Source organism: Streptococcus pneumoniae, assembly GCF_001457635.1.
In the GTDB taxonomy this organism is placed as follows: Bacteria; Bacillota; Bacilli; order Lactobacillales; family Streptococcaceae; genus Streptococcus; species Streptococcus pneumoniae.
Window position 1 is genome coordinate 857,564 of sequence record NZ_LN831051.1, and the last position, 19,427, is coordinate 876,990.

The 19,427-nt window shown below is 42.7% G+C and carries 20 protein-coding genes and 2 pseudogenes; 16 read left to right on the forward strand and 6 right to left on the reverse strand.

Translation table 11 applies throughout. From position 1 onward, the window contains the following. Positions 1–9 precede the first annotated feature (9 nt). The 4 genes and pseudogenes from AT689_RS04650 (at position 10) to AT689_RS04665 (ending at position 4,069) form a co-directional block, all read left to right on the forward strand. Positions 10–936, forward strand: a complete 927-nt coding sequence (locus AT689_RS04650) for an ATP-binding cassette domain-containing protein (protein ID WP_001291295.1) — start codon at positions 10–12, stop codon at positions 934–936. A 618-nt stretch (positions 937–1,554) separates the two neighbouring features. Then, positions 1,555–2,331 (forward strand): annotated as a pseudogene (locus AT689_RS12470) (ABC transporter substrate-binding protein). Positions 2,332–2,375: 44 nt separating this feature from the next. After that, a pseudogene (locus AT689_RS13410) lies at positions 2,376–3,253 on the forward strand (ABC transporter permease). 12 nt (positions 3,254–3,265) lie between these two features. Next, positions 3,266–4,069, forward strand: coding sequence for an ABC transporter ATP-binding protein (locus AT689_RS04665; RefSeq protein WP_000157659.1), 804 nt, complete (start codon positions 3,266–3,268; stop codon positions 4,067–4,069). 32 nt (positions 4,070–4,101) lie between these two features. On the opposite strand, the gene treR is transcribed toward AT689_RS04665, so the two are convergent. Next, positions 4,102–4,812, reverse strand: coding sequence for a trehalose operon repressor (gene treR / locus AT689_RS04670; protein ID WP_000760673.1), 711 nt, complete (start codon positions 4,810–4,812; stop codon positions 4,102–4,104). 184 nt (positions 4,813–4,996) lie between these two features. Between treR and treP the strand changes: the two genes are divergently transcribed. The 12 genes from treP to yidD all read left to right on the forward strand — a co-directional run bounded on the left by treP (position 4,997) and on the right by yidD (position 15,079). Further along, positions 4,997–6,964, forward strand: coding sequence for a PTS system trehalose-specific EIIBC component (treP, locus tag AT689_RS04675; RefSeq protein WP_000514352.1), 1,968 nt, complete (start codon positions 4,997–4,999; stop codon positions 6,962–6,964). 177 nt (positions 6,965–7,141) lie between these two features. Further along, a complete protein-coding gene (treC, locus tag AT689_RS04680; protein WP_000171203.1) occupies positions 7,142–8,767 on the forward strand; it encodes an alpha,alpha-phosphotrehalase in 1,626 nt (541 codons plus the stop codon). Positions 8,768–8,908: 141 nt separating this feature from the next. Further along, positions 8,909–9,157, forward strand: coding sequence for a YneF family protein (locus AT689_RS04685; protein WP_000364990.1), 249 nt, complete (start codon positions 8,909–8,911; stop codon positions 9,155–9,157). 206 nt (positions 9,158–9,363) lie between these two features. Then, complete coding sequence (racE, locus tag AT689_RS04690) at positions 9,364–10,158, forward strand: glutamate racemase (RefSeq protein ID WP_000370377.1); 795 nt, start codon at positions 9,364–9,366, stop codon at positions 10,156–10,158. Next, positions 10,155–11,126, forward strand: a complete 972-nt coding sequence (locus AT689_RS04695; RefSeq protein WP_000182413.1) for a nucleoside-triphosphate diphosphatase — start codon at positions 10,155–10,157, stop codon at positions 11,124–11,126. The genes racE and AT689_RS04695 overlap by 4 nt, the downstream gene beginning before the upstream one ends. Beyond that, entirely contained in the window at positions 11,102–11,623 is a 522-nt protein-coding gene (locus tag AT689_RS04700; RefSeq protein ID WP_001118962.1) for a metallophosphoesterase, read from the forward strand. The genes AT689_RS04695 and AT689_RS04700 overlap by 25 nt, the downstream gene beginning before the upstream one ends. Then, positions 11,620–12,081, forward strand: coding sequence for a cyclic-di-AMP-binding protein CbpB (gene cbpB, locus AT689_RS04705; protein WP_000560725.1), 462 nt, complete (start codon positions 11,620–11,622; stop codon positions 12,079–12,081). Before AT689_RS04700 ends, cbpB begins: the two co-directional genes overlap by 4 nt. Continuing rightward, positions 12,078–12,812, forward strand: coding sequence for a site-specific tyrosine recombinase XerD (gene xerD / locus AT689_RS04710; protein WP_001808689.1), 735 nt, complete (start codon positions 12,078–12,080; stop codon positions 12,810–12,812). The genes cbpB and xerD overlap by 4 nt, the downstream gene beginning before the upstream one ends. Further along, positions 12,812–13,540 (forward strand): segregation/condensation protein A, encoded by a 729-nt coding sequence (locus tag AT689_RS04715; protein ID WP_000351904.1) that lies wholly within the window; start codon positions 12,812–12,814, stop codon positions 13,538–13,540. The genes xerD and AT689_RS04715 overlap by 1 nt, the downstream gene beginning before the upstream one ends. 18 nt (positions 13,541–13,558) lie before the next feature. Continuing rightward, positions 13,559–14,128, forward strand: a complete 570-nt coding sequence (scpB, locus tag AT689_RS04720; protein ID WP_000105314.1) for an SMC-Scp complex subunit ScpB — start codon at positions 13,559–13,561, stop codon at positions 14,126–14,128. Beyond that, positions 14,115–14,837 carry a pseudouridine synthase gene (locus AT689_RS04725; RefSeq protein ID WP_001222228.1) on the forward strand — a complete coding sequence of 241 codons (723 nt, stop codon included), beginning with the start codon at positions 14,115–14,117 and terminating at the stop codon, positions 14,835–14,837. Before scpB ends, AT689_RS04725 begins: the two co-directional genes overlap by 14 nt. Then, positions 14,837–15,079 (forward strand): membrane protein insertion efficiency factor YidD, encoded by a 243-nt coding sequence (gene yidD, locus AT689_RS04730; RefSeq protein WP_000821640.1) that lies wholly within the window; start codon positions 14,837–14,839, stop codon positions 15,077–15,079. The genes AT689_RS04725 and yidD overlap by 1 nt, the downstream gene beginning before the upstream one ends. 224 nt (positions 15,080–15,303) lie before the next feature. On the opposite strand, the gene AT689_RS04735 is transcribed toward yidD, so the two are convergent. The 5 genes from AT689_RS04735 to AT689_RS13665 form a co-directional block, all read right to left on the reverse strand. After that, a complete protein-coding gene (locus tag AT689_RS04735; RefSeq protein ID WP_000858242.1) occupies positions 15,304–16,269 on the reverse strand; it encodes a siderophore ABC transporter substrate-binding protein in 966 nt (321 codons plus the stop codon). Between the two features lie 95 nt (positions 16,270–16,364). Beyond that, complete coding sequence (locus AT689_RS04740; RefSeq protein WP_000764310.1) at positions 16,365–17,117, reverse strand: iron ABC transporter ATP-binding protein; 753 nt, start codon at positions 17,115–17,117, stop codon at positions 16,365–16,367. Next, a complete protein-coding gene (locus AT689_RS04745) occupies positions 17,114–18,070 on the reverse strand; it encodes an iron chelate uptake ABC transporter family permease subunit (protein ID WP_001193669.1) in 957 nt (318 codons plus the stop codon). Before AT689_RS04745 ends, AT689_RS04740 begins: the two co-directional genes overlap by 4 nt. Next, positions 18,060–19,019: an ABC transporter permease gene (locus tag AT689_RS04750; RefSeq protein ID WP_000777252.1), complete on the reverse strand. Its 960-nt coding sequence runs from the start codon at positions 19,017–19,019 to the stop codon at positions 18,060–18,062. Before AT689_RS04750 ends, AT689_RS04745 begins: the two co-directional genes overlap by 11 nt. Positions 19,020–19,315: 296 nt before the next feature. Further along, the gene (locus tag AT689_RS13665) at positions 19,316–19,426 is read right to left on the reverse strand and encodes a hypothetical protein (protein WP_001108391.1); all 111 of its coding nucleotides are present in this window, start codon (positions 19,424–19,426) and stop codon (positions 19,316–19,318) included. Between the last annotated feature and the right edge of the window lies 1 nt (position 19,427).

The following is a 19,427-nucleotide window of genomic DNA, read 5'->3' on the forward strand; positions in this document are numbered from 1 at the left end:
AGGAAGGAAATGTCTGAAAAATTAGTAGAAATCAAAGATTTAGAAATTTCCTTCGGTGAAGGAAGTAAGAAGTTTGTCGCGGTTAAAAATGCTAACTTCTTTATCAACAAGGGAGAAACTTTCTCGCTTGTAGGTGAGTCCGGTAGTGGGAAAACAACTATTGGTCGTGCTATCATCGGTCTAAATGATACAAGTAATGGAGATATCATTTTTGATGGTCAAAAGATTAATGGTAAGAAATCGCGTGAACAAGCTGCGGAATTGATTCGTCGAATCCAGATGATTTTCCAAGACCCTGCCGCAAGTTTGAATGAACGTGCGACTGTTGATTATATTATTTCTGAAGGTCTTTACAATCACCGTTTATTTAAGGATGAAGAAGAACGTAAAGAGAAAGTTCAAAATATTATCCGTGAAGTAGGTCTTCTTGCTGAGCACTTGACTCGTTACCCTCATGAATTCTCAGGCGGTCAACGTCAACGTATCGGTATTGCCCGTGCCTTGGTCATGCAACCAGACTTTGTTATTGTAGATGAGCCAATTTCAGCCTTGGACGTTTCTGTACGTGCCCAAGTCTTGAACTTGCTCAAAAAATTCCAAAAAGAGCTCGGCCTGACCTATCTCTTCATCGCCCATGACTTGTCGGTTGTTCGCTTTATTTCAGATCGTATCGCAGTTATTTACAAGGGTGTTATTGTAGAGGTTGCAGAAACAGAAGAATTGTTTAACAATCCAATTCACCCATATACTCAAGCCTTGCTTTCAGCGGTACCAATCCCAGATCCAATCTTGGAACGTAAGAAGGTCTTGAAGGTTTACGACCCAAGTCAACACGACTATGAGACTGATAAGCCATCTATGGTAGAAATCCGTCCAGGTCACTATGTTTGGGCGAACCAAGCCGAATTGGCACGTTATCAAAAAGGACTAAACTAATAATGGTTTTATAATTTCCATGTCAATTTTTATGGGAATTATAAAACTTTTTTGTTGGACTGATTTGAAAAACTTTGAAAGCTTCCTGAAAGAATTTTCGAAAAATTTTAAAAAATTTTGAAATATTATTGACAGGTGATGAAAAAGGTGGTAGGATAGGAAGGATCAAAAAAGAAAGCAGAAAAAGAAATGAATAAGAGACAAGCCGTAACTATGAATCAAAACTTTTACTTTAGCTACTTTAGATAGTGTTTGTAGACATGTCACCATGGATGCAAACAGTTCAAGCAATTTGTTTGTATCTATGTGGCTAAGATTTTTGATTGTGGTCCATATAGATGAATATCTAAATGGACCAGCTAAGTTGTAACTTGTTAGGTTATTTCAAGTACCCGTTTAGATAGTATCTAGGCGGTTTTTTGTTTTATCTTTTCTGAGAAGGAGTTTCATTATGAAAGTTGTTCGAAAATCACTAGCCCCCTCTTGGTAGTGGGGATCCTCTTGACTTCTCTGATCAGTTTGCATCAGTTGAAGGCAGATAAGAAAAGAGATGTCTTTCGTATCGGTATTTCGCAGTTTATTACCCACCAGTCCTTAGACGCTACTAGAGAAGGATTTGTGGATGAGCTGGCCAAACAAGGCTATGTTGAGGGGGAAAATATTGAGATTGATTTGCAAAATGCACAGGGAGAACAAAGAAATCTAAAAACGATTTCCCAGCAACTAGCAGAATCCAGCGATGTCGTTCTAGCCATCGCAAGGCCTTCTGCTCAGAGCTTGGCCAATACGACGCAAACGACACCAGTTATCTTTTCAGCTGTAACAGACCCAGTCAGTGCCAAGTTGGTTGAGTCAAGAGAACATCCTGGGGGCAATGTAACTGGGACAAGCGATCAGTCATCAGATGCCATTTCAACCCAAATCAATTTGATAAAGAAAGTGTTGCTAAAGGCTAAAACGATTGGAATCCTCTATACTCAGAGCGAGCCCAATTCGGTTGTTTAAAAGGATGAAGCTAAGCGATTTCTGAAAGAAAAAGGCTTTACCGTTGTTGAAAAAACAATCTTGGACAGTAATAACGTCAAGGCGGCAGCAGAGAGTTTGATGGCAGAGGTGGATATGGTTTTTGTCCCAACTGATAATATCATTTCGTCAACCATGGAAACAGTTAAGCAGGTTTCTATTAAACACAAGGTTCCAGTATTCGGTGGTTCAACAGAAATGATTGCTGTTGGTGGCTTGTATAACTACGGAACCAATTATGAAGAATTGGGAAGACAGACAGCTCGCATGCTGATTCGTGTTTTAAAAGGTGAGGAACCAGAAAATATAGCAGTTGAGTTGCCTGAAAAACTGGAATTGCATACTAATCAAGAAATGGCAGATGCATTGTGAATTGATATTAGTAAGTTAGAAGGCAAGGAATAAGGAGGATTAAGATGAATTTTGTGTTATCTAGTTTATCAGAAGGTTTGTTGTGGTCGATTATGGCAATTGGGGTCTACTTGACTTTCCGTATTTTGGATATTGCGGATATGACTGCTGAGGGAGCCTTTCCTATGGGGGCAGCAATCGTTGTATCACAGATACAGGCAGGGGCAAATCCTTGGCTTGCGACTTTACTTGCTTTGCTGGCAGGTATGGTAGCAGGTCTTATATCAGGAATGCTCCACACCAAGATGAAAATCCCAGCTCTCTTGACAGGGATTGTGACCTTGACAGGGCTCTATTCAATCAATATTAAAATCATGGGCAGTGTACCCAATCTTTCCTTGGGAGATTCTGCAACCGTCTTTAAACAGTTGGCGAGCTTGGGTCTGACAAATGAAGGAGCTGTTTTCTCACTTAGTTTAGTCTGTCTCTTACTTGTTTGGTTTTGACCCTTTTGATGAAAACAGAGATTGGTTTGGTCTTGCGTTCGACTGGGGACAATATCCCGATGAGTGAGGCCAATGGAGTCAATGTAAACACCATGAAGATTGTTGGTTACATGATTTCAACCGGTTTGATTGCCCTATGTGGTTCCTTGTTTGCCCAAAATGATGGATTTTCAGATGTGACTTCTGGGACAGGAACCATTGTTGTTGGTTTGAGCTCGGAAGTCTTGATACACGACTTGACCATTGGAGGCCGCTTATTATCCATCGGAATCGGTGCTATTGTTTACCGTTTGATTATTTTAAATATCTATGAAATTCCAAATCTAGATCAAAACTTGGTACGTCTCTTTAATGCAATCTTGCTCGCTTTGGTTTTATTTGCACCAGCATTGCAAAAGAGATTAAAGATTCGTGGTCTGAAATTGAGAAATGAATAGGAGGAGAAAGTTATGGCAAGTTTGTTAACACTTGAAAATATTCACAAGACATTTGAAGCAGGGACGGTCAATGAGAACCATGTCCTCAAAGGATTAGATTTAGAGGTTGAAGAGGGAGATTTTATCTCTGTGATTGGTGGAAATGGAGCAGGAAAATCCACTTTGATGAATATCTTGGCTGGTAATCTATCGGTGGACGAAGGGGACCTTCTACTGGCAGGGAAATCCATTAAACATCTGAGTGTCAGAAAGAGAGCCAAGGATATTGCCCGTGTTTTTCAAGATCCTAAGATGGGAACAGCTTCTCGTTTGACGATTGAGGAGAATATGGCTATTGCCTTGAGACGTGGGCAAAAGAGAGGGCTTGGTTGGGGCGTGAAGGAGAAGGATAGAATCCAGTTCCAAGAGGCCTTGAAGGAGTTGAATATTGGTCTTGAAAACCGCTTAAAAGTAGATACTCAATATCTCTCAGGAGGACAAAGACAGGCTTTGACCCTAGTCATGGCAGCTCTGGTGAAACTCAAACTTTTGCTTTTGGATGAACATACTGCGGCACTTGACCCGAAAACCAGTCAAATGGTGATGGACTTGACGCAAAAGATTGTGGAGTACCATCAGTGGACGACTTTGATGATTACCCATGATATGAATCATGCGATTGAGTACGGCAATCGTCTCATTATGCTCTATCAAGGCAAGATAGTGGTGGATGTCAAGGGAGAAGAGAAAAAGCATCTGACAGTTGAAGACCTTATGCATCTCTTCCAGAAAAATAGTGGCCAAAGTCTGGTCAGTGATGAATTAGTTTTGGGATAAAGAAAAAGGCTGAGATCTGGTGTCTCAGTCTTTTATTTCTTGCGTTTTGCAAAATCTACAAATCTAAATTTTTCTAACTTATGGCGACTTTCGGTAAACTGAAATTGGCGCCCGTCTTGGAGATAGACTTTTGATTTAATCGAAACGACATAAGGGTCTTTGCCAATGTCCATGAGAATCTTGTCTCGGTCGCTTGAGTGGTCAATGGTGATTTCCTTCTGAGCATAATCAATAAGGAGTTTGAGGCCATTTTCTATATAAGAATAGATAGACTGCTCAGCAATTTGGCGAGTGAGATTTGGGATGAGTTCCATATCCAGATAGTCCGTATCCAGAACGGATACCAGATCATCCACCACACGCTGGCGGACCACCTTCCAAACCATCCGAAACTCTGGGAAACCGGTTATCAGTGAGGATTTTTTATCAATAATAATCTTGTCCAGACTGACCACGTTGGTTTTAGAGCGCAGTCCAAGTTCTTTAACTAGTTCTTGGTAGCTGGTTAGGTTGGATACAGGGAAATTGACGGTTTCTTCTTTGACGACTTGAGAACCTTGCCCTCTTATCTTTTTGATCAATCCTTCCTCTTGGAGGAGAGACAGGGCCTTTCGGACGGTATCACGACTCACTTGATATTGCTCCATAAGGTCGTGCTCGCTAGGAAGGAAATCTCCGACAGCGTAAGTCTCGTTTTGAATGGTTTCTTGGATTTGCTTAAATAATTGTTGGTATTTCTTCATTTTGCCTGCTTAAATAGGTTTTTAGTCTAGTTTAATGAACACCTGTATCTATTTTACCATACAAGTGCTAGAAAATTTACAAAAAAACACCCTTTTTATACCAAACAAGTTGTAGACAAGTTTGGGATCGTTTACAATATACTTATCAAATCAAACTTGCTTTGACAAGTATAAGGAGAATCAAATGGGAAAATTTGAACAAGAAGCCAAAGATCTGCTTCAGGCAATTGGAGGCAAAGAAAATGTGACTGCCGTAACTCACTGTGCGACACGGATGCGCTTTGTTTTAAGAGATGATAAGAAGGCTAATGTTAAAGCTATCGAGTCAATTCCAGCTGTTAAAGGAACTTTTACAAATGCAGGTCAATTTCAGGTAATCATTGGAAATGACGTGCCCATCTTTTATAATGATTTTACAGCCGTTTCAGGTATTGAGGGTGTTTCCAAAGAAGCAGCCAAGTCTGCAGCTAAGAGTAATCAAAACGTGGTCCAAGGTGTTATGACCACTCTGGCGGAGATTTTTACTCCGATTATTCCAGCCTTGATAGTCGGAGGATTGATCCTCGGTTTCCGTAATGTCTTGGAAGGTGTCCATTGGTCGATGTTGGATGGCAAGACCATCACAGAATCCTCTCAGTTTTGGGCAGGGGTTAATCACTTCCTCTGGTTGCCTGGTGAAGCTATCTTCCAGTTCTTACCAGTAGGGATTACTTGGTCTGTTTCTCGTAAGATGGGAACCAGCCAAATTTTGGGAATTGTTCTCGGAATCTGTTTGGTATCGCCTCAGTTGCTCAATGCCTATGCGGTTGCTTCAACGCCAGCAGCTGATATCGCGGCAAACTGGGTTTGGAATTTTGGTTATTTTACTGTTAATCGTATTGGTTACCAAGCCCAAGTTATCCCAGCCTTGCTTGCAGGTTTGAGTCTGTCTTATCTTGAAATTTTCTGGCGCAAACATATCCCAGAAGTCATTTCCATGATTTTTGTACCTTTTTTGTCATTGATTCCAGCCTTGATTTTGGCTCATACTGTTTTGGGACCAATCGGTTGGACAATTGGACAAGGACTTTCATCAGTTGTCTTGGCAGGTTTAACTGGTCCAGTTAAATGGCTCTTCGGTGCAATTTTTGGTGCCCTCTACGCTCCATTTGTCATCACAGGTCTGCACCATATGACCAATGCCATTGATACACAATTGATTGCGGATGCTGGTGGCACTGCCCTATGGCCAATGATTGCTCTTTCTAATATTGCTCAAGGCTCAGCCGTGTTTGCCTATTATTTCATGCATCGCCATGATGAGCGTGAGGCTCAGGTTTCACTTCCTGCAACCATTTCAGCCTATCTCGGTGTTACAGAACCAGCTCTTTTTGGGGTTAACGTAAAATATATTTATCCATTTGTTGCTGGGATGACTGGTTCAGCCCTTGCAGGCATGTTATCCGTTACTTTTAATGTAACTGCGGCTTCTATTGGTATCGGTGGTTTGCCAGGTATTCTCTCTATTCAACCTCAATACATGCTGCCATTTGCAGGAACTATGCTAGTTGCGATTGTTGTTCCAATGCTCTTGACTTTCTTCTTTCGCAAGGCTGGTCTCTTCACAAAAACAGAGGGCGATACGAACTTGCAGGCAGAATTCGTTGCTCAAGAAGAAGCAGAATTTGTGAGCCATGAACCAGTAGAACTTACTTCGGTAGAAATTATCAGCCCACTAACTGGCCAAGTGAAAGAATTGAGTCAAGCGACGGATCCTGTTTTTGCATCAGGTGTCATGGGGCAAGGTCTGGTCATTGAACCAAGCCAAGGTGAGTTGACCTCTCCAGTTAATGGAACAGTGACGGTTCTTTTCCCTACCAAGCATGCCATCGGCATTGTCTCTGACGAGGGAGTTGAATTGCTCATCCACATCGGTATGGATACAGTAGGTCTTGATGGCAAAGGTTTTGAAAGTCTTGTAGTCCAAGGAGATCACGTTATAGTTGGCCAGCAACTGATTCGTTTTGATATGGATGTCATTAAGGCTGCAGGTCTGGTGACAGAAACTCCTGTTATCATCACCAACCAAGATGCTTATACAGCGACTATTGCTGGAACTTATCCGACAACGATCCAAGCTGGAGCATCTCTCATGGTCGCTACACGAATCTAATACTCTTCGAAAATCTCTTCAAACCACGTCAGCTCTATCTGCAACCTCAAAATAGTGTTTTGAGCAACCTGTGGCTAGCTTCCTAGTTTGTTCTTTGATTTTCATTGAGTATAATTGAAATAGCACAAATAGGGACGGAAGACTGCTTCCTCCCTTTTATCAGAAAAGGAGAAACAGATGACACTTGATAAAGGAAAAGTAGTCTATCAAATCTATCCAAAATCTTACAAAGACACCACTGAAAACGGTATTGGGGATTTCCGTGGGATTATCGAAAAAATTCCCTATTTAGCCAAACTAGGTGTGGATATGGTCTGGCTCAATCCATTCTATCCAAGCCCTCAACGGGATAATGGTTACGATATTTCAGATTATATGGCAGTGGATCCTCTTTTTGGTGATATGGCTGATTTTGAGGAAATGGTGTGTGTCGGTAAAGAGCACAAGATTGACTTTATGCTGGACATGGTACTTAATCATTGTTCGACAGAGCATGAATGGTTTCAGAAAGCCCTAGCTGGTGATAAGTATTATCAAGACTTTTTCTTCATCCAAGACCAACCAACAGATTGGCAGTCTAAGTTTGGTGGTTCTGCATGGGCGCCTTTCGGGGATACTGGGAAATACTATCTTCACCTATTTGATGAGACCCAGGCTGACCTTAACTGGCGCAATCCCAATGTCCGTAAGGAGCTTTTCAAGGTTGTTAATTTCTGGCGCGACAAGGGTGTCAAAGGTTTTCGATTTGATGTGATCAATTTGATCGGTAAGGACGAGGTTTCAGTGGACTGTCCTGAAAATGAAGGGAAGCCAGCTTATACAGACAAACCCATCGTTCATAACTATTTGCGTATGATGAACCAAGCCACTTTTGGATCTGACGATAGCTTTATGACAGTTGGGGAAATGTCTTCTACCACCATGGAAAACTGTGTCCTCTATTCGTCGCCTGATCGTCAGGAATTATCCATGACCTTTAATTTTCATCACCTCAAGGTGGACTATAAGGATGGACAAAAGTGGACCTTGGCTCCTTTTGATTTTGAAGAGTTGAAGAGTCTTTACCATAGTTGGGGTAAGGAAATGAGTGATAAAGACGGTTGGAGTGCCCTCTTTTGGAACAATCACGATCAACCACGTGCCTTGAACCGTTTTGTCGATATTCAAAACTTCCGCAAGGAAGGAGCCACCATGCTAGCAGCCAGCATTCACCTGTCACGTGGGACACCTTATATCTACATGGGTGAGGAAATCGGGATGATTGACCCAGACTATGATTCTATGGCTGATTACGTGGATGTCGAATCGCTTAATGCCTATCAGATGCTCCTAGAAGAAGGAAAGAGTCAGCAAGAAGCCTTCCAGATTATTCAAGCTAAGTCGCGTGATAATTCACGCATTCCCATGCAGTGGGATGCTTCGGAAAATGCAGGATTTTCAACAGGCACTCCTTGGTTGAAAGCTGGTAAATCCTATAAAGACATCAATGTAGAAAATGAAATCCAGGGTCCGATTTTTACCTTCTATCAAGACTTGATTCGACTGCGTAAGGAAATGCCAATCATTTCAGAAGGAAGTTACAAACCAGCCTTTGAAGATAGCAAACAAGTCTACGCTTTTGAACGCCAGTTTGAGGATCAAAAGTTACTAGTGCTCAATAACTTTTATGCTAAAGAAGTGGAAATCGACTTGCCAGCAGTCTACCAAAATGGACAGATTTTGATTTCAAACTATGAAGATGCAGAAGTGTCTGAGAAAATTCTACTAAAACCCTATCAAACACTGGCTATTTATGTAAATTAAACTTAGCAAGGGGACCTCTTTTTCAGAAAAGCAGGGTTCTTTTTGCTGTCTATTCCATCCCTGAAAGTGTAGAACAAACTGGTCAGGGTGGCTAGTTTGTGGTATAATGAAAGGGACTCAAAAAGAAACAGGAGAAAAATGATGGATTTACTTTTAGCAATTGTATTGATTGTGCTAGCTTTTCTAGGAGGAGCTCTTGGAGGAATGTACTTGGTTCGTAAGCAAATCGAAAAAGAATTTGCTGACAACCCACGTTTGAATGCTGAAGCAGTTCGTACTCTTTTGAGTGCAAATGGTCAAAAACCAAGCGAAGCTAAGGTACAACAAGTTTACCACCAAATCATCCGCCAACAAAAGGCAGCCCTTGCTAACAATAAAAAGAAAAAATAAATAAGGAAAAGTCTGGGATGAAAGTTCCAGACTTCTCACTATGTTGGTTATGGTTTAGGGATGAGACTTTTTCCTTGCATTCTATTGATATTTGATTATGATTAAGAGAGAGGTAGTTGACATTCTATCAAGCTGTCGGTCAGTTCGTTCAGTACAAGGAATCATAATGAACGATCAATCAGAAAAAAGACTAGAAAGAAGACTGTATGGATAATCGACCAATTGGTTTTTTGGATTCGGGTGTCGGGGGCTTGACCGTTGTGCGCGAGCTCATGCGCCAGCTTCCCCATGAAGAAATCGTCTATATTGGAGATTCGGCGCGGGCGCCCTATGGCCCCCGTCCAGCTGAGCAAATTCGTGAATATACTTGGCAGCTGGTCAACTTTCTCTTGACCAAGGATGTCAAAATGATTGTCATTGCTTGTAACACTGCGACTGCGGTCGTCTGGGAAGAAATCAAGGCTCAACTAGATATTCCTGTCTTGGGTGTAATTTTGCCAGGAGCTTCGGCAGCCATCAAGTCCAGTCAAGGTGGGAAAATCGGAGTGATTGGAACGCCCATGACGGTACAATCAGACATATACCGTCAGAAAATCCATGATCTGGATCCCGACTTACAGGTGGAGAGCTTGGCCTGTCCCAAGTTTGCTCCCTTGGTTGAGTCAGGTGCCCTGTCAACCAGTGTTACCAAGAAGGTGGTCTATGAAACCCTGCGTCCCTTGGTTGGAAAGGTGGATAGCCTGATTTTGGGCTGTACTCATTATCCACTCCTTCGCCCTATTATCCAAAATGTCATGGGGCCAAAGGTTCAGCTCATCGATAGTGGGGCAGAGTGCGTACGGGATATCTCAGTCTTACTCAATTATTTTGAAATCAATCGTGGTCGCGATGCTGGACCACTCCATCACCGTTTTTACACAACAGCCAGTAGCCAAAGTTTTGCACAAATTGGTGAAGAATGGCTGGAAAAAGAGATTTATGTGGAGCATGTAGAATTATGACAAATAAAATTTATGAATATAAGGATGACCAGGATTGGTATGTTGGGTCTTATAGTATTTTTGGTGGCGTTAACAGTTTGAGCGACTATAAGACAGATTTTCCTCTGTTTGAATTCTCCAAAATATTTGGAGATGAAGAGTATGGTTTCCCGCTTTCAGTTACTGTTTTACGCTATGGTTCTACCTACCGTTTGTTCTCCTTTGTGGTAGACATGCTTAATCAAGAAATGGGACGAAACTTGGAAGTTATTCAACGTCATGGGGCCCTGCTCTTGGTTGAAAATGGGCAACTCTTGTATGTAGAATTGCCTAAAGAAGGGGTCAATGTTCATGATTTCTTTGAGACAAGCAAGGTCAGAGAAACCTTGTTGATTGCGACTCGTAACGAAGGCAAAACCAAGGAATTCCGAGCTATCTTTGATAAGTTAGGCTACGATGTGGAAAATCTTAATGACTACCCTGACCTGCCTGAAGTAGCAGAAACAGGTATGACCTTTGAAGAAAATGCCCGCCTTAAGGCAGAAACCATTTCTCAATTAACGGGCAAGATGGTTTTGGCAGATGATTCTGGTCTCAAAGTCGATGTCCTTGGTGGCTTACCAGGCGTCTGGTCAGCTCGTTTCGCAGGTGTGGGAGCAACTGACCGTGAAAATAATGCCAAACTCTTGCACGAATTGGCCATGGTCTTTGAACTCAAGGACCGCTCGGCTCAGTTCCACACAACCCTAGTCGTAGCCAGCCCAAATAAGGAAAGTTTAGTTGTTGAAGCAGACTGGTCAGGTTATATTAACTTTGAACCTAAGGGTGAAAATGGCTTTGGCTATGATCCCCTCTTCCTTGTAGGAGAGACAGGTAAGTCATCAGCTGAATTAACCCTGGAAGAAAAAAATAGTCAATCTCACCGTGCCTTAGCCGTTAAGAAACTTTTGGAGGTATTTCCATCATGGCAAAGCAAACCATCATTGTAATGAGCGATTCCCATGGCGATAGCTTGATTGTGGAAGAAGTCCGTGATCGCTATGTGGGCAAAGTCGATGCCGTTTTTCATAACGGCGATTCTGAACTACGTCCGGATTCTCCACTTTGGGAGGGCATCCGCGTTGTTAAAGGGAACATGGACTTCTACGCCGGCTACCCAGAACGTCTGGTGACTGAGCTTGGTTCGACCAAGATTATCCAAACTCATGGTCACTTGTTTGACATCAATTTCAACTTTCAAAAGTTGGACTACTGGGCTCAGGAGGAAGAGGCCGCTATCTGCCTCTATGGTCACTTGCATGTGCCAAGTGCTTGGTTGGAAGGCAAGATCCTCTTTCTAAATCCAGGTTCTATCAGTCAACCACGAGGTACCATCAGAGAATGTCTCTATGCTCGTGTGGAGATTGATGATAGTTACTTCAAAGTGGACTTTTTGACACGAGATCACGAGGTGTATCCAGGTTTGTCCAAGGAGTTTAGCCGATGATTGCCAAGGAGTTTGAGACTTTCTTGTTGGGGCAGGAGGAAACTTTTTTGACCCCTGCTAAAAATCTAGCTGTGTTGATTGATACCCACAATGCGGATCATGCGACCCTCTTGCTCAGTCAGATGACCTATACCCGTGTTCCCGTTGTGACAGATGAAAAACAGTTTGTTGGGACGATTGGACTCAGAGATATTATGGCTTATCAGATGGAGCATGACTTGAGCCAAGAAATCATGGCGGATACGGATATCGTTCATATGACAAAAACGGACGTAGCGGTTGTTTCGCCTGATTTCACCATTACGGAGGTCTTGCACAAGCTAGTAGATGAGTCCTTCTTACCGGTTGTGGATGCAGAGGGTATTTTCCAAGGGATTATTACGCGCAAGTCCATCCTCAAGGCCGTTAATGCCCTCTTGCATGACTTTAGTAAGGAATATGAGATTCGATGCCAATGAGAGACAGGATTTCAGCCTTTTTAGAGGAAAAGCAGGGCTTGTCTGTCAATTCCAAGCAGTCCTATAAGTATGATTTGGAGCAATTTTTAGACATGGTAGGTGAGCGGATTTCTGAGACCAGTCTCAAGATTTACCAAGCCCAGCTAGCCAATCTAAAAATCAGCGCCCAGAAGCGAAAGATTTCGGCCTGTAACCAATTTCTATACTTTCTCTATCAAAAAGGAGAGGTGGACAGCTTTTACCGCTTGGAATTAGCCAAACAAGCTGAAAAGAAGACGGAAAAGCCAGAGATTCTATACCTAGACTCTTTTTGGCAGGAAAGCGACCATCCAGAGGGCCGCTTGCTAGCGCTCTTAATCCTAGAAATGGGGCTCTTGCCCAGTGAGATTTTAGCCATCAAGGTTGCGGACATCAATCTGGATTTTCAGGTGTTGCGAATCAGCAAGGCTTCCCAACAGAGGATTGTCACCATTCCCACGGCCTTGCTTTCAGAATTGGAACCCTTGATGGGGCAGACCTATCTTTTTGAAAGAGGAGAGAAACCCTATTCTCGTCAGTGGGCCTTTCGTCAGTTAGAATCTTTTGTCAAGGAGAAAGGTTTTCCATCCTTATCAGCTCAAGTCTTACGTGAACAGTTTATTCTAAGACAAATAGAAAACAAGGTCGATTTGTACGAAATTGCAAAAAAATTAGGATTAAAAACAGTCCTGACCTTAGAAAAATATAGATAATGGATATTAAATTAAAAGATTTTGAAGGCCCCCTGGACTTGCTCTTGCATCTGGTTTCTAAGTACCAGATGGATATCTACGATGTGCCCATTACGGAAGTCATCGAACAGTATCTAGCCTATGTTTCAACCCTGCAGGCCATGCGTCTGGAAGTGACGGGTGAGTACATGGTCATGGCTAGTCAGCTCATGCTGATTAAGAGTCGTAAACTCCTTCCGAAGGTAGCAGAAGTGACAGACTTGGGGGATGACCTGGAGCAGGACCTCCTCTCTCAAATCGAAGAATATCGCAAGTTCAAGCTCTTGGGTGAGCACTTGGAAGCCAAGCACCAAGAACGGGCCCAGTATTATTCCAAAGCGCCGATAGAGTTGATTTACGAAGATGCGGAGCTTGTGCATGACAAGACGACCATTGACCTCTTTTTGGCTTTTTCAAATATCCTAGCCAAGAAAAAAGAGGAGTTTGCACAAAATCACACGACTATCTTGCGGGATGAGTATAAGATTGAGGACATGATGATTATCGTGAAAGAGTCCTTGATTGGACGAGATCAATTGCGCTTGCAGGATTTGTTCAAGGAAGCCCAGAATGTCCAAGAGGTCATCACCCTCTTTTTGGCAACCCTAGAGTTAATCAAAACCCAGGAGCTGATCCTCGTGCAAGAGGAGAGTTTTGGAGATATCTATCTCATGGAAAAGAAGGAAGAAAGTCAAGTGCCTCAAAGCTAGACTTGATAGAGAGGAAAGATGAGTACTTTAGCAAAAATAGAAGCGCTCTTGTTTGTAGCGGGTGAAGATGGGATTCGGGTCCGCCAGTTAGCTGAACTCCTCTCTCTGCCACCGACAGGCATCCAGCAGAGTTTAGGAAAATTAGCCCAGAAGTATGAAAAGGACCCAGATTCCAGTTTGGCTTTGATTGAGACAAGTGGTGCTTATAGATTGGTGACCAAGTCTCAATTTGCAGAGATTTTGAAGGAATACTCTAAGGCGCCTATCAACCAGAGCTTGTCTCGGGCTGCCCTTGAGACCTTGTCCATTATTGCCTACAAACAGCCGATTACGCGGATAGAAATTGATGCCATCCGTGGAGTTAACTCGAGTGGAGCCTTGGCAAAGTTGCAGGCTTTTGACCTGATAAAGGAAGACGGGAAAAAGGAAGTATTGGGGCGCCCCAACCTCTATGTGACTACGGATTATTTCCTAGATTACATGGGGATAAACCATTTAGAAGAATTACCAGTGATTGATGAGCTTGAGATTCAAGCCCAAGAAAGCCAATTATTTGGTGAAAGGATAGAAGAAGATGAGAATCAATAAGTATATTGCCCACGCAGGTGTGGCCAGTAGGAGAAAAGCAGAAGAGCTGATTAAGCAAGGCTTGGTGACGGTTAACGGCCAAGTGGTGCGTGAACTAGCAACCACTATCAAGTCAGGCGACAAGGTCGAAGTTGAAGGTCAACCTATCTACAACGAAGAAAAGGTCTACTATCTGCTTAACAAACCACGCGGTGTGATTTCCAGTGTGACAGATGATAAGGGTCGCAAGACGGTTGTCGACCTCTTGCCCAATGTCAAAGAGCGTATTTACCCTGTGGGTCGTTTGGACTGGGATACATCAGGTGTCTTGATTTTGACCAATGATGGGGACTTTACAGACGAGATGATTCACCCTCGTAATGAGATTGACAAGGTTTATGTCGCGCGTGTTAAGGGTGTGGCCAATAAGGACAATCTCCGCCCCTTGACCCGTGGTCTTGAGATTGATGGTAAGAAAACCAAGCCAGCTGTTTATGAAATTCTCAAAGTGGACCCAGTCAAAAATCGCTCTGTGGTGCAGTTGACCATCCATGAAGGGCGTAACCATCAGGTTAAAAAGATGTTTGAAGCTGTTGGTCTCCAAGTAGATAAGTTGTCTCGGACTCGTTTCGGACACCTAGACTTGACAGGACTCCGTCCAGGAGAATCCCGTCGTCTTAATAAAAAAGAAATCAGCCAACTACACACCATGGCTGTAACTAAGAAATAATGAAACGAATTTTAATAGCGCCTGTGCGCTTTTACCAACGTTTTATCTCACCAGTCTTTCCACCCTCTTGTCGCTTTGAGCTGACTTGTTCCAACTACATGATTCAGGCTATTGAAAAACATGGTTTTAAGGGGGTATTGATGGGCTTGGCTCGGATTTTACGTTGTCATCCCTGGTCGAAAACAGGTAAGGACCCCGTTCCAGACCACTTTTCCCTTAAACGAAATCAAGAAGGGGAATGAGGTGGGGTAAATAGATTTCAAAATGATAAAAACGCATCCTATCAGGTTTGAGTGAACTTGATAGGATGCGTTTTAGAATGTCAAAATTTTATACTCTTCGAAAATCCCTTCAAACCGCGTCAGCTTTCATCTGCAACCTCAAAACAGTGTTTTGAGCAACCTGCGGCTAGTTTCCTAGTTTGCTCTTTGATTTTCATTGAGTATTAAATTGAGTTTGAAGTGGCTTATTTCAAAGCTTTTTGTATGTCTTCAATCATGAGTTTTGTTGATTCAAGTCCGCCTCCGCTTAGATACCAGAGGTCTGGTGTTAGTTGGATAATCTTACCATTTTTAGCAGCAGGTGTTTCAGCGATAAGGGCATTTTCTAGGACACCGTCGTTGCTAGAGTTGTCCCCACCGATGGCAAGGGTACGGTTGATGACAAAGAGGATGGCAGGGTTGATTTCTTTGACACTTTCAAAGCTGACTTCTTGTCCGTGGCGTGAGTCTTCAAATTTTGTATCAGTTGGTTTGAATTTCAAGGTTTGGTACAAGAAAGAGAAACGAGATTTGGCACCAAAGGCTGCCATTTTTCCTTCATTAAGGAGGATCGCAAGGGCTTTTTTGTCAGAGCTTTCATTTTTAGTAGCGACTTCTTGGATGCTCTTGTCTAGCTTGGCCAATTCTTCCTTGGCTTTTTGTGTACTAGTTTCGCCGAAGGCACTTGCTAAGGATTCGATATTAGCCTTGATAGAAGTCCAGTAGTCGTCCTTGCTTGCTTGGAAGAGAACGGTTGGGGCGATTTCTTTGAATTTGTCTACGAATTTTTGTGTACGTGGTGAAGCGATAATCAAATCAGGCTCAAGGGCGGCGATAGCTTCTAAATCAGGTTCTTTCATAGAACCAACATTTTTGACAGTTCCCACTAGGTCTTTTAGATAAGTCGGAACAGTTTTTGTAGGCATTCCGACGATATTTTTTTCAAATCCTAAAGCGCGAATAGTATCCGCAGCGCCGAGGTCAAAGGTCACAATCTTTTCAGGAACTTTGGAAAGTTTGACCTCGTCCAGTGAACTTTTAATGGTTATCTCTGTTGGAGCAGAGCTACTGGTCTCTGTCTGACTAGTGCTTGAGTTTGTACTACATGCACCAAGTAGGAGCAAGAAGCTGGCCACTAGGGCAGTGAAATAAAGTTTAAGGGATGTTTTCATAATTTCTCCTTTTTAAAATGTGATAACGATTTAGGGAGTCTCTTAATCTTATTGACTAAGAGACTGAAGGTTCTCTAACTTGAGCTTTTATGTTACTAGCTATAGATACAGATCTTTTTGTCATTGATATCAGCTAGCGTGATGGGAATCTCATAAAGTTGACTGAGCAGGTCAGCCTGCATGATTTGATCGGTTCTTCCCTTGCTAAAGACCTGGCCGTCCTTGAAGGCGACAATTTCATCTGCATACTGACTGGCCATGTTGATATCGTGGAGGACGATGATAATGGTCTTGCCGAGTTCCTCCACCAGTCGTCGAAGAATCTGCATCATGCTGACGCTTTGCTTGATATCGAGATTGTTGAGTGGTTCGTCCAGCAAGATAAAGTCCGTATCCTGGGCCAGTACCATAGCGATAAAGACGCGCTGGAGTTGCCCCCCTGACAGGCTATTGATGTAGCGGTCTTTTAAGTTGGTCAGTTCCAAATAGTTCAGAGTTTCTCGGATTTTTTCCCAGTCTTCTGATCTAAGTCGACCTCGGCTGTAGGGAAAACGTCCAAAACTGACCAGTTCTTCAACAGTCAATTTGGCTTGGTAATTGATTTTCTGTTTTAGGATGGTTAGTTCTTGGGCCAGTTCTTGCGAATTCCAGCTCTCGATTTCACGTCCTTTGATACTGAGAACTCCCCGATCTTTCTTGGTTAGTCTGCTCATGATGGAGAGGAGAGTCGATTTTCCAGCACCATTTGGACCAATAAAGGCTGTCAGTTTTTGAGGACTGACTTCAAGCGAAATGCCTTGCAAAATATCCTGTTTTTGAATGGATTTGTCAATGTTTTCCAGTTTCACTGACGAGACCTCCTATATAGTAAGATAAAGAATAAGAAGCCACCCACACTCTCAATGATCATACTGATACGAATTTCCAGTGCAAAGACTCGTTCAATCAAGGCTTGCCCCAAGGTTAAGCTAATAAATCCAACCAGAATGGCCACTATAAAGAGTAACTTGTGCTGATAGTCTTTGACAATCAGGTAGGTGAGGTTGGCCAGCATAAAGCCGAAGAAGGCCATAGGTCCTACCAAGGCAGTGGCCGTTGAGGTCAAAAGCACGATTCCCCAGAGGAGTTCTTTCTGTTCTTTTTCAACATCGAGTCCCAATATCTGAGCCGTTTCTCTTTGCAGGTGCAAGACATCTAGAACGACTGCTTTTCGAAAGAAAAAGATTGTCAAAGCGAGGATGATCAGAGAACCGATGGCTAGGATGGAAGTGTTGAGATGTTGAAAGGAGGCAAAAAGACTATTTTGCAGTTTATCGTATTCGTTTGGATCCATTAGGACTTGAAGGAAGGTGCTGATATTTCGAAAGAGACTTCTGAGCGCTAGACAGATCAGCAGGATGAAGACCAGGTCTTGCTTCATCAGTGTCTTCAAGTAACCTTGTAAGGCGAGAAAGAAGAGGGACTGGACAAGAAGTAAGACTAGGAATTCTAAGATAGGGGATTTGCCAAGTTGAAGAAACTTGCTTTCAAAAACCAGTAGTAGGGTTTGTAGTAGGACGTAGAAGGATTCAATTCCCAAAATACTAGGCGTCAGGAAGCGATTTTCCGTCAGGGTTTGAAAACTAATGGTCGAAATCCCAGTCGCGATGGCTACCAAGAGATAAACGATGATCTTTTGGGAACGCAACTTCCAAGCAAAGGCTGACAAGTGAGTGATGGGCCAAAAGTAGAGAAGACAAGCTCCGATGGCAAGAATAATGAGAATCCAGAAGAGCTTGGTATGTTTGCTTTTAGTCTGCATCTTTTCGTCCCCCTCTCCAGAGAAGTAGGATAAAGACGAGACTACCGATGATTCCTAGCAAGAGACTGACAGACAACTCATAGGGCCTAATCAGAACTCGGGATAGGATATCGCAAGCCAGAACTAGATTGGCACCAACCAGTGCGACCATGAGTTTGGTTTGACTTAGATTATCTCCATAGCGCTTGCGAACAAGATTGGGAACGATAACTCCGAGAAATGGTAAGCCACCCACGGTAATCATGGTGACGCTTGTCGTTAGCGCCACCAGAAAGAGGGCCAGTTTTTCAAGTAGGGAGTAGGAAATCCCCAAACTCTCGCTGGTTTCTTTCCCCAGATTCATGATGGTGAAGGTTTGGGATAATTTCCAAACGGTTATCAGGATGATGAGGCCTAAGAAGAGCCACTCATACTGATGGGTCTGAATCATGGAGAAGGAGCCCTGGGTCCAGGCAGTCATACTCTGAACCAGATTGAAACGATAGGCGATAACTTCTGTGACTGAGCCGATAATCCCGCTATAGATGATCCTAATCAGAGGCAACATCCACCTTTCCTTTACAGTAAAAATGGTCATAAAGGCTAGGAAGAAGAGGGTGAATACGATGGATGAAACAAAAGCGAAGAGCATCTTTTGGGTCAGACTAGCCGATGGAAAGACAAAAAGGCTCAGCACCATTCCCAGTTTGGCGGCTTCAGTCGTTCCAACTGTACTCGGTGCAGCAAACTGATTTTGGGTAATAGTCTGCATGAGAAGGCCTGCCATACTCATACTAGAGGCAGTCAGGAGAATACTGATAGTTCTTGGGAGACGGGACTCTTGAAAGAGGAGCCAGGTCTGCTGGTCGAAATCAAATAGCTTTCCCCATGAAAAATCACTGGTCCCAATGCTAATAGAGAGAAAGACTAGGAGTAGAAGTAAGCCAATTAAATAATGAGAAAGTTTCATACCCCGTCCTTTCATGTAGATTTGGTATCGAAAGATATCTGCGGATATAAATGTAACATTATTTTTCTAATCTGTCAATAAAATTTCTGACAATTTAATAAATACAACAAGGAGAGAGCAACAAGACTTTCTCCTTTGTTATCCTATTCTAAAATGTTTTTACCTTAATCTGATAAAATAATATCTTCGAGGGAGTAGCTAGCCGTCCAATCAAGATATTGTTTAGCTTTTGAAGCATCTGCTAGGACACTGGCTGGGTCACTAGCACGTCGAGCAACAATCTCGTGTGGGATTTTTTAATTTAGTAATTCTTCAGCAGTTTTAAAGATTTCTTTGATAGTATAGCCTTTTTTAGTTCCTAAGTTAAAGATTTGAGAAGAACTGTCTTCTTGAAATAGGTAGTTCATT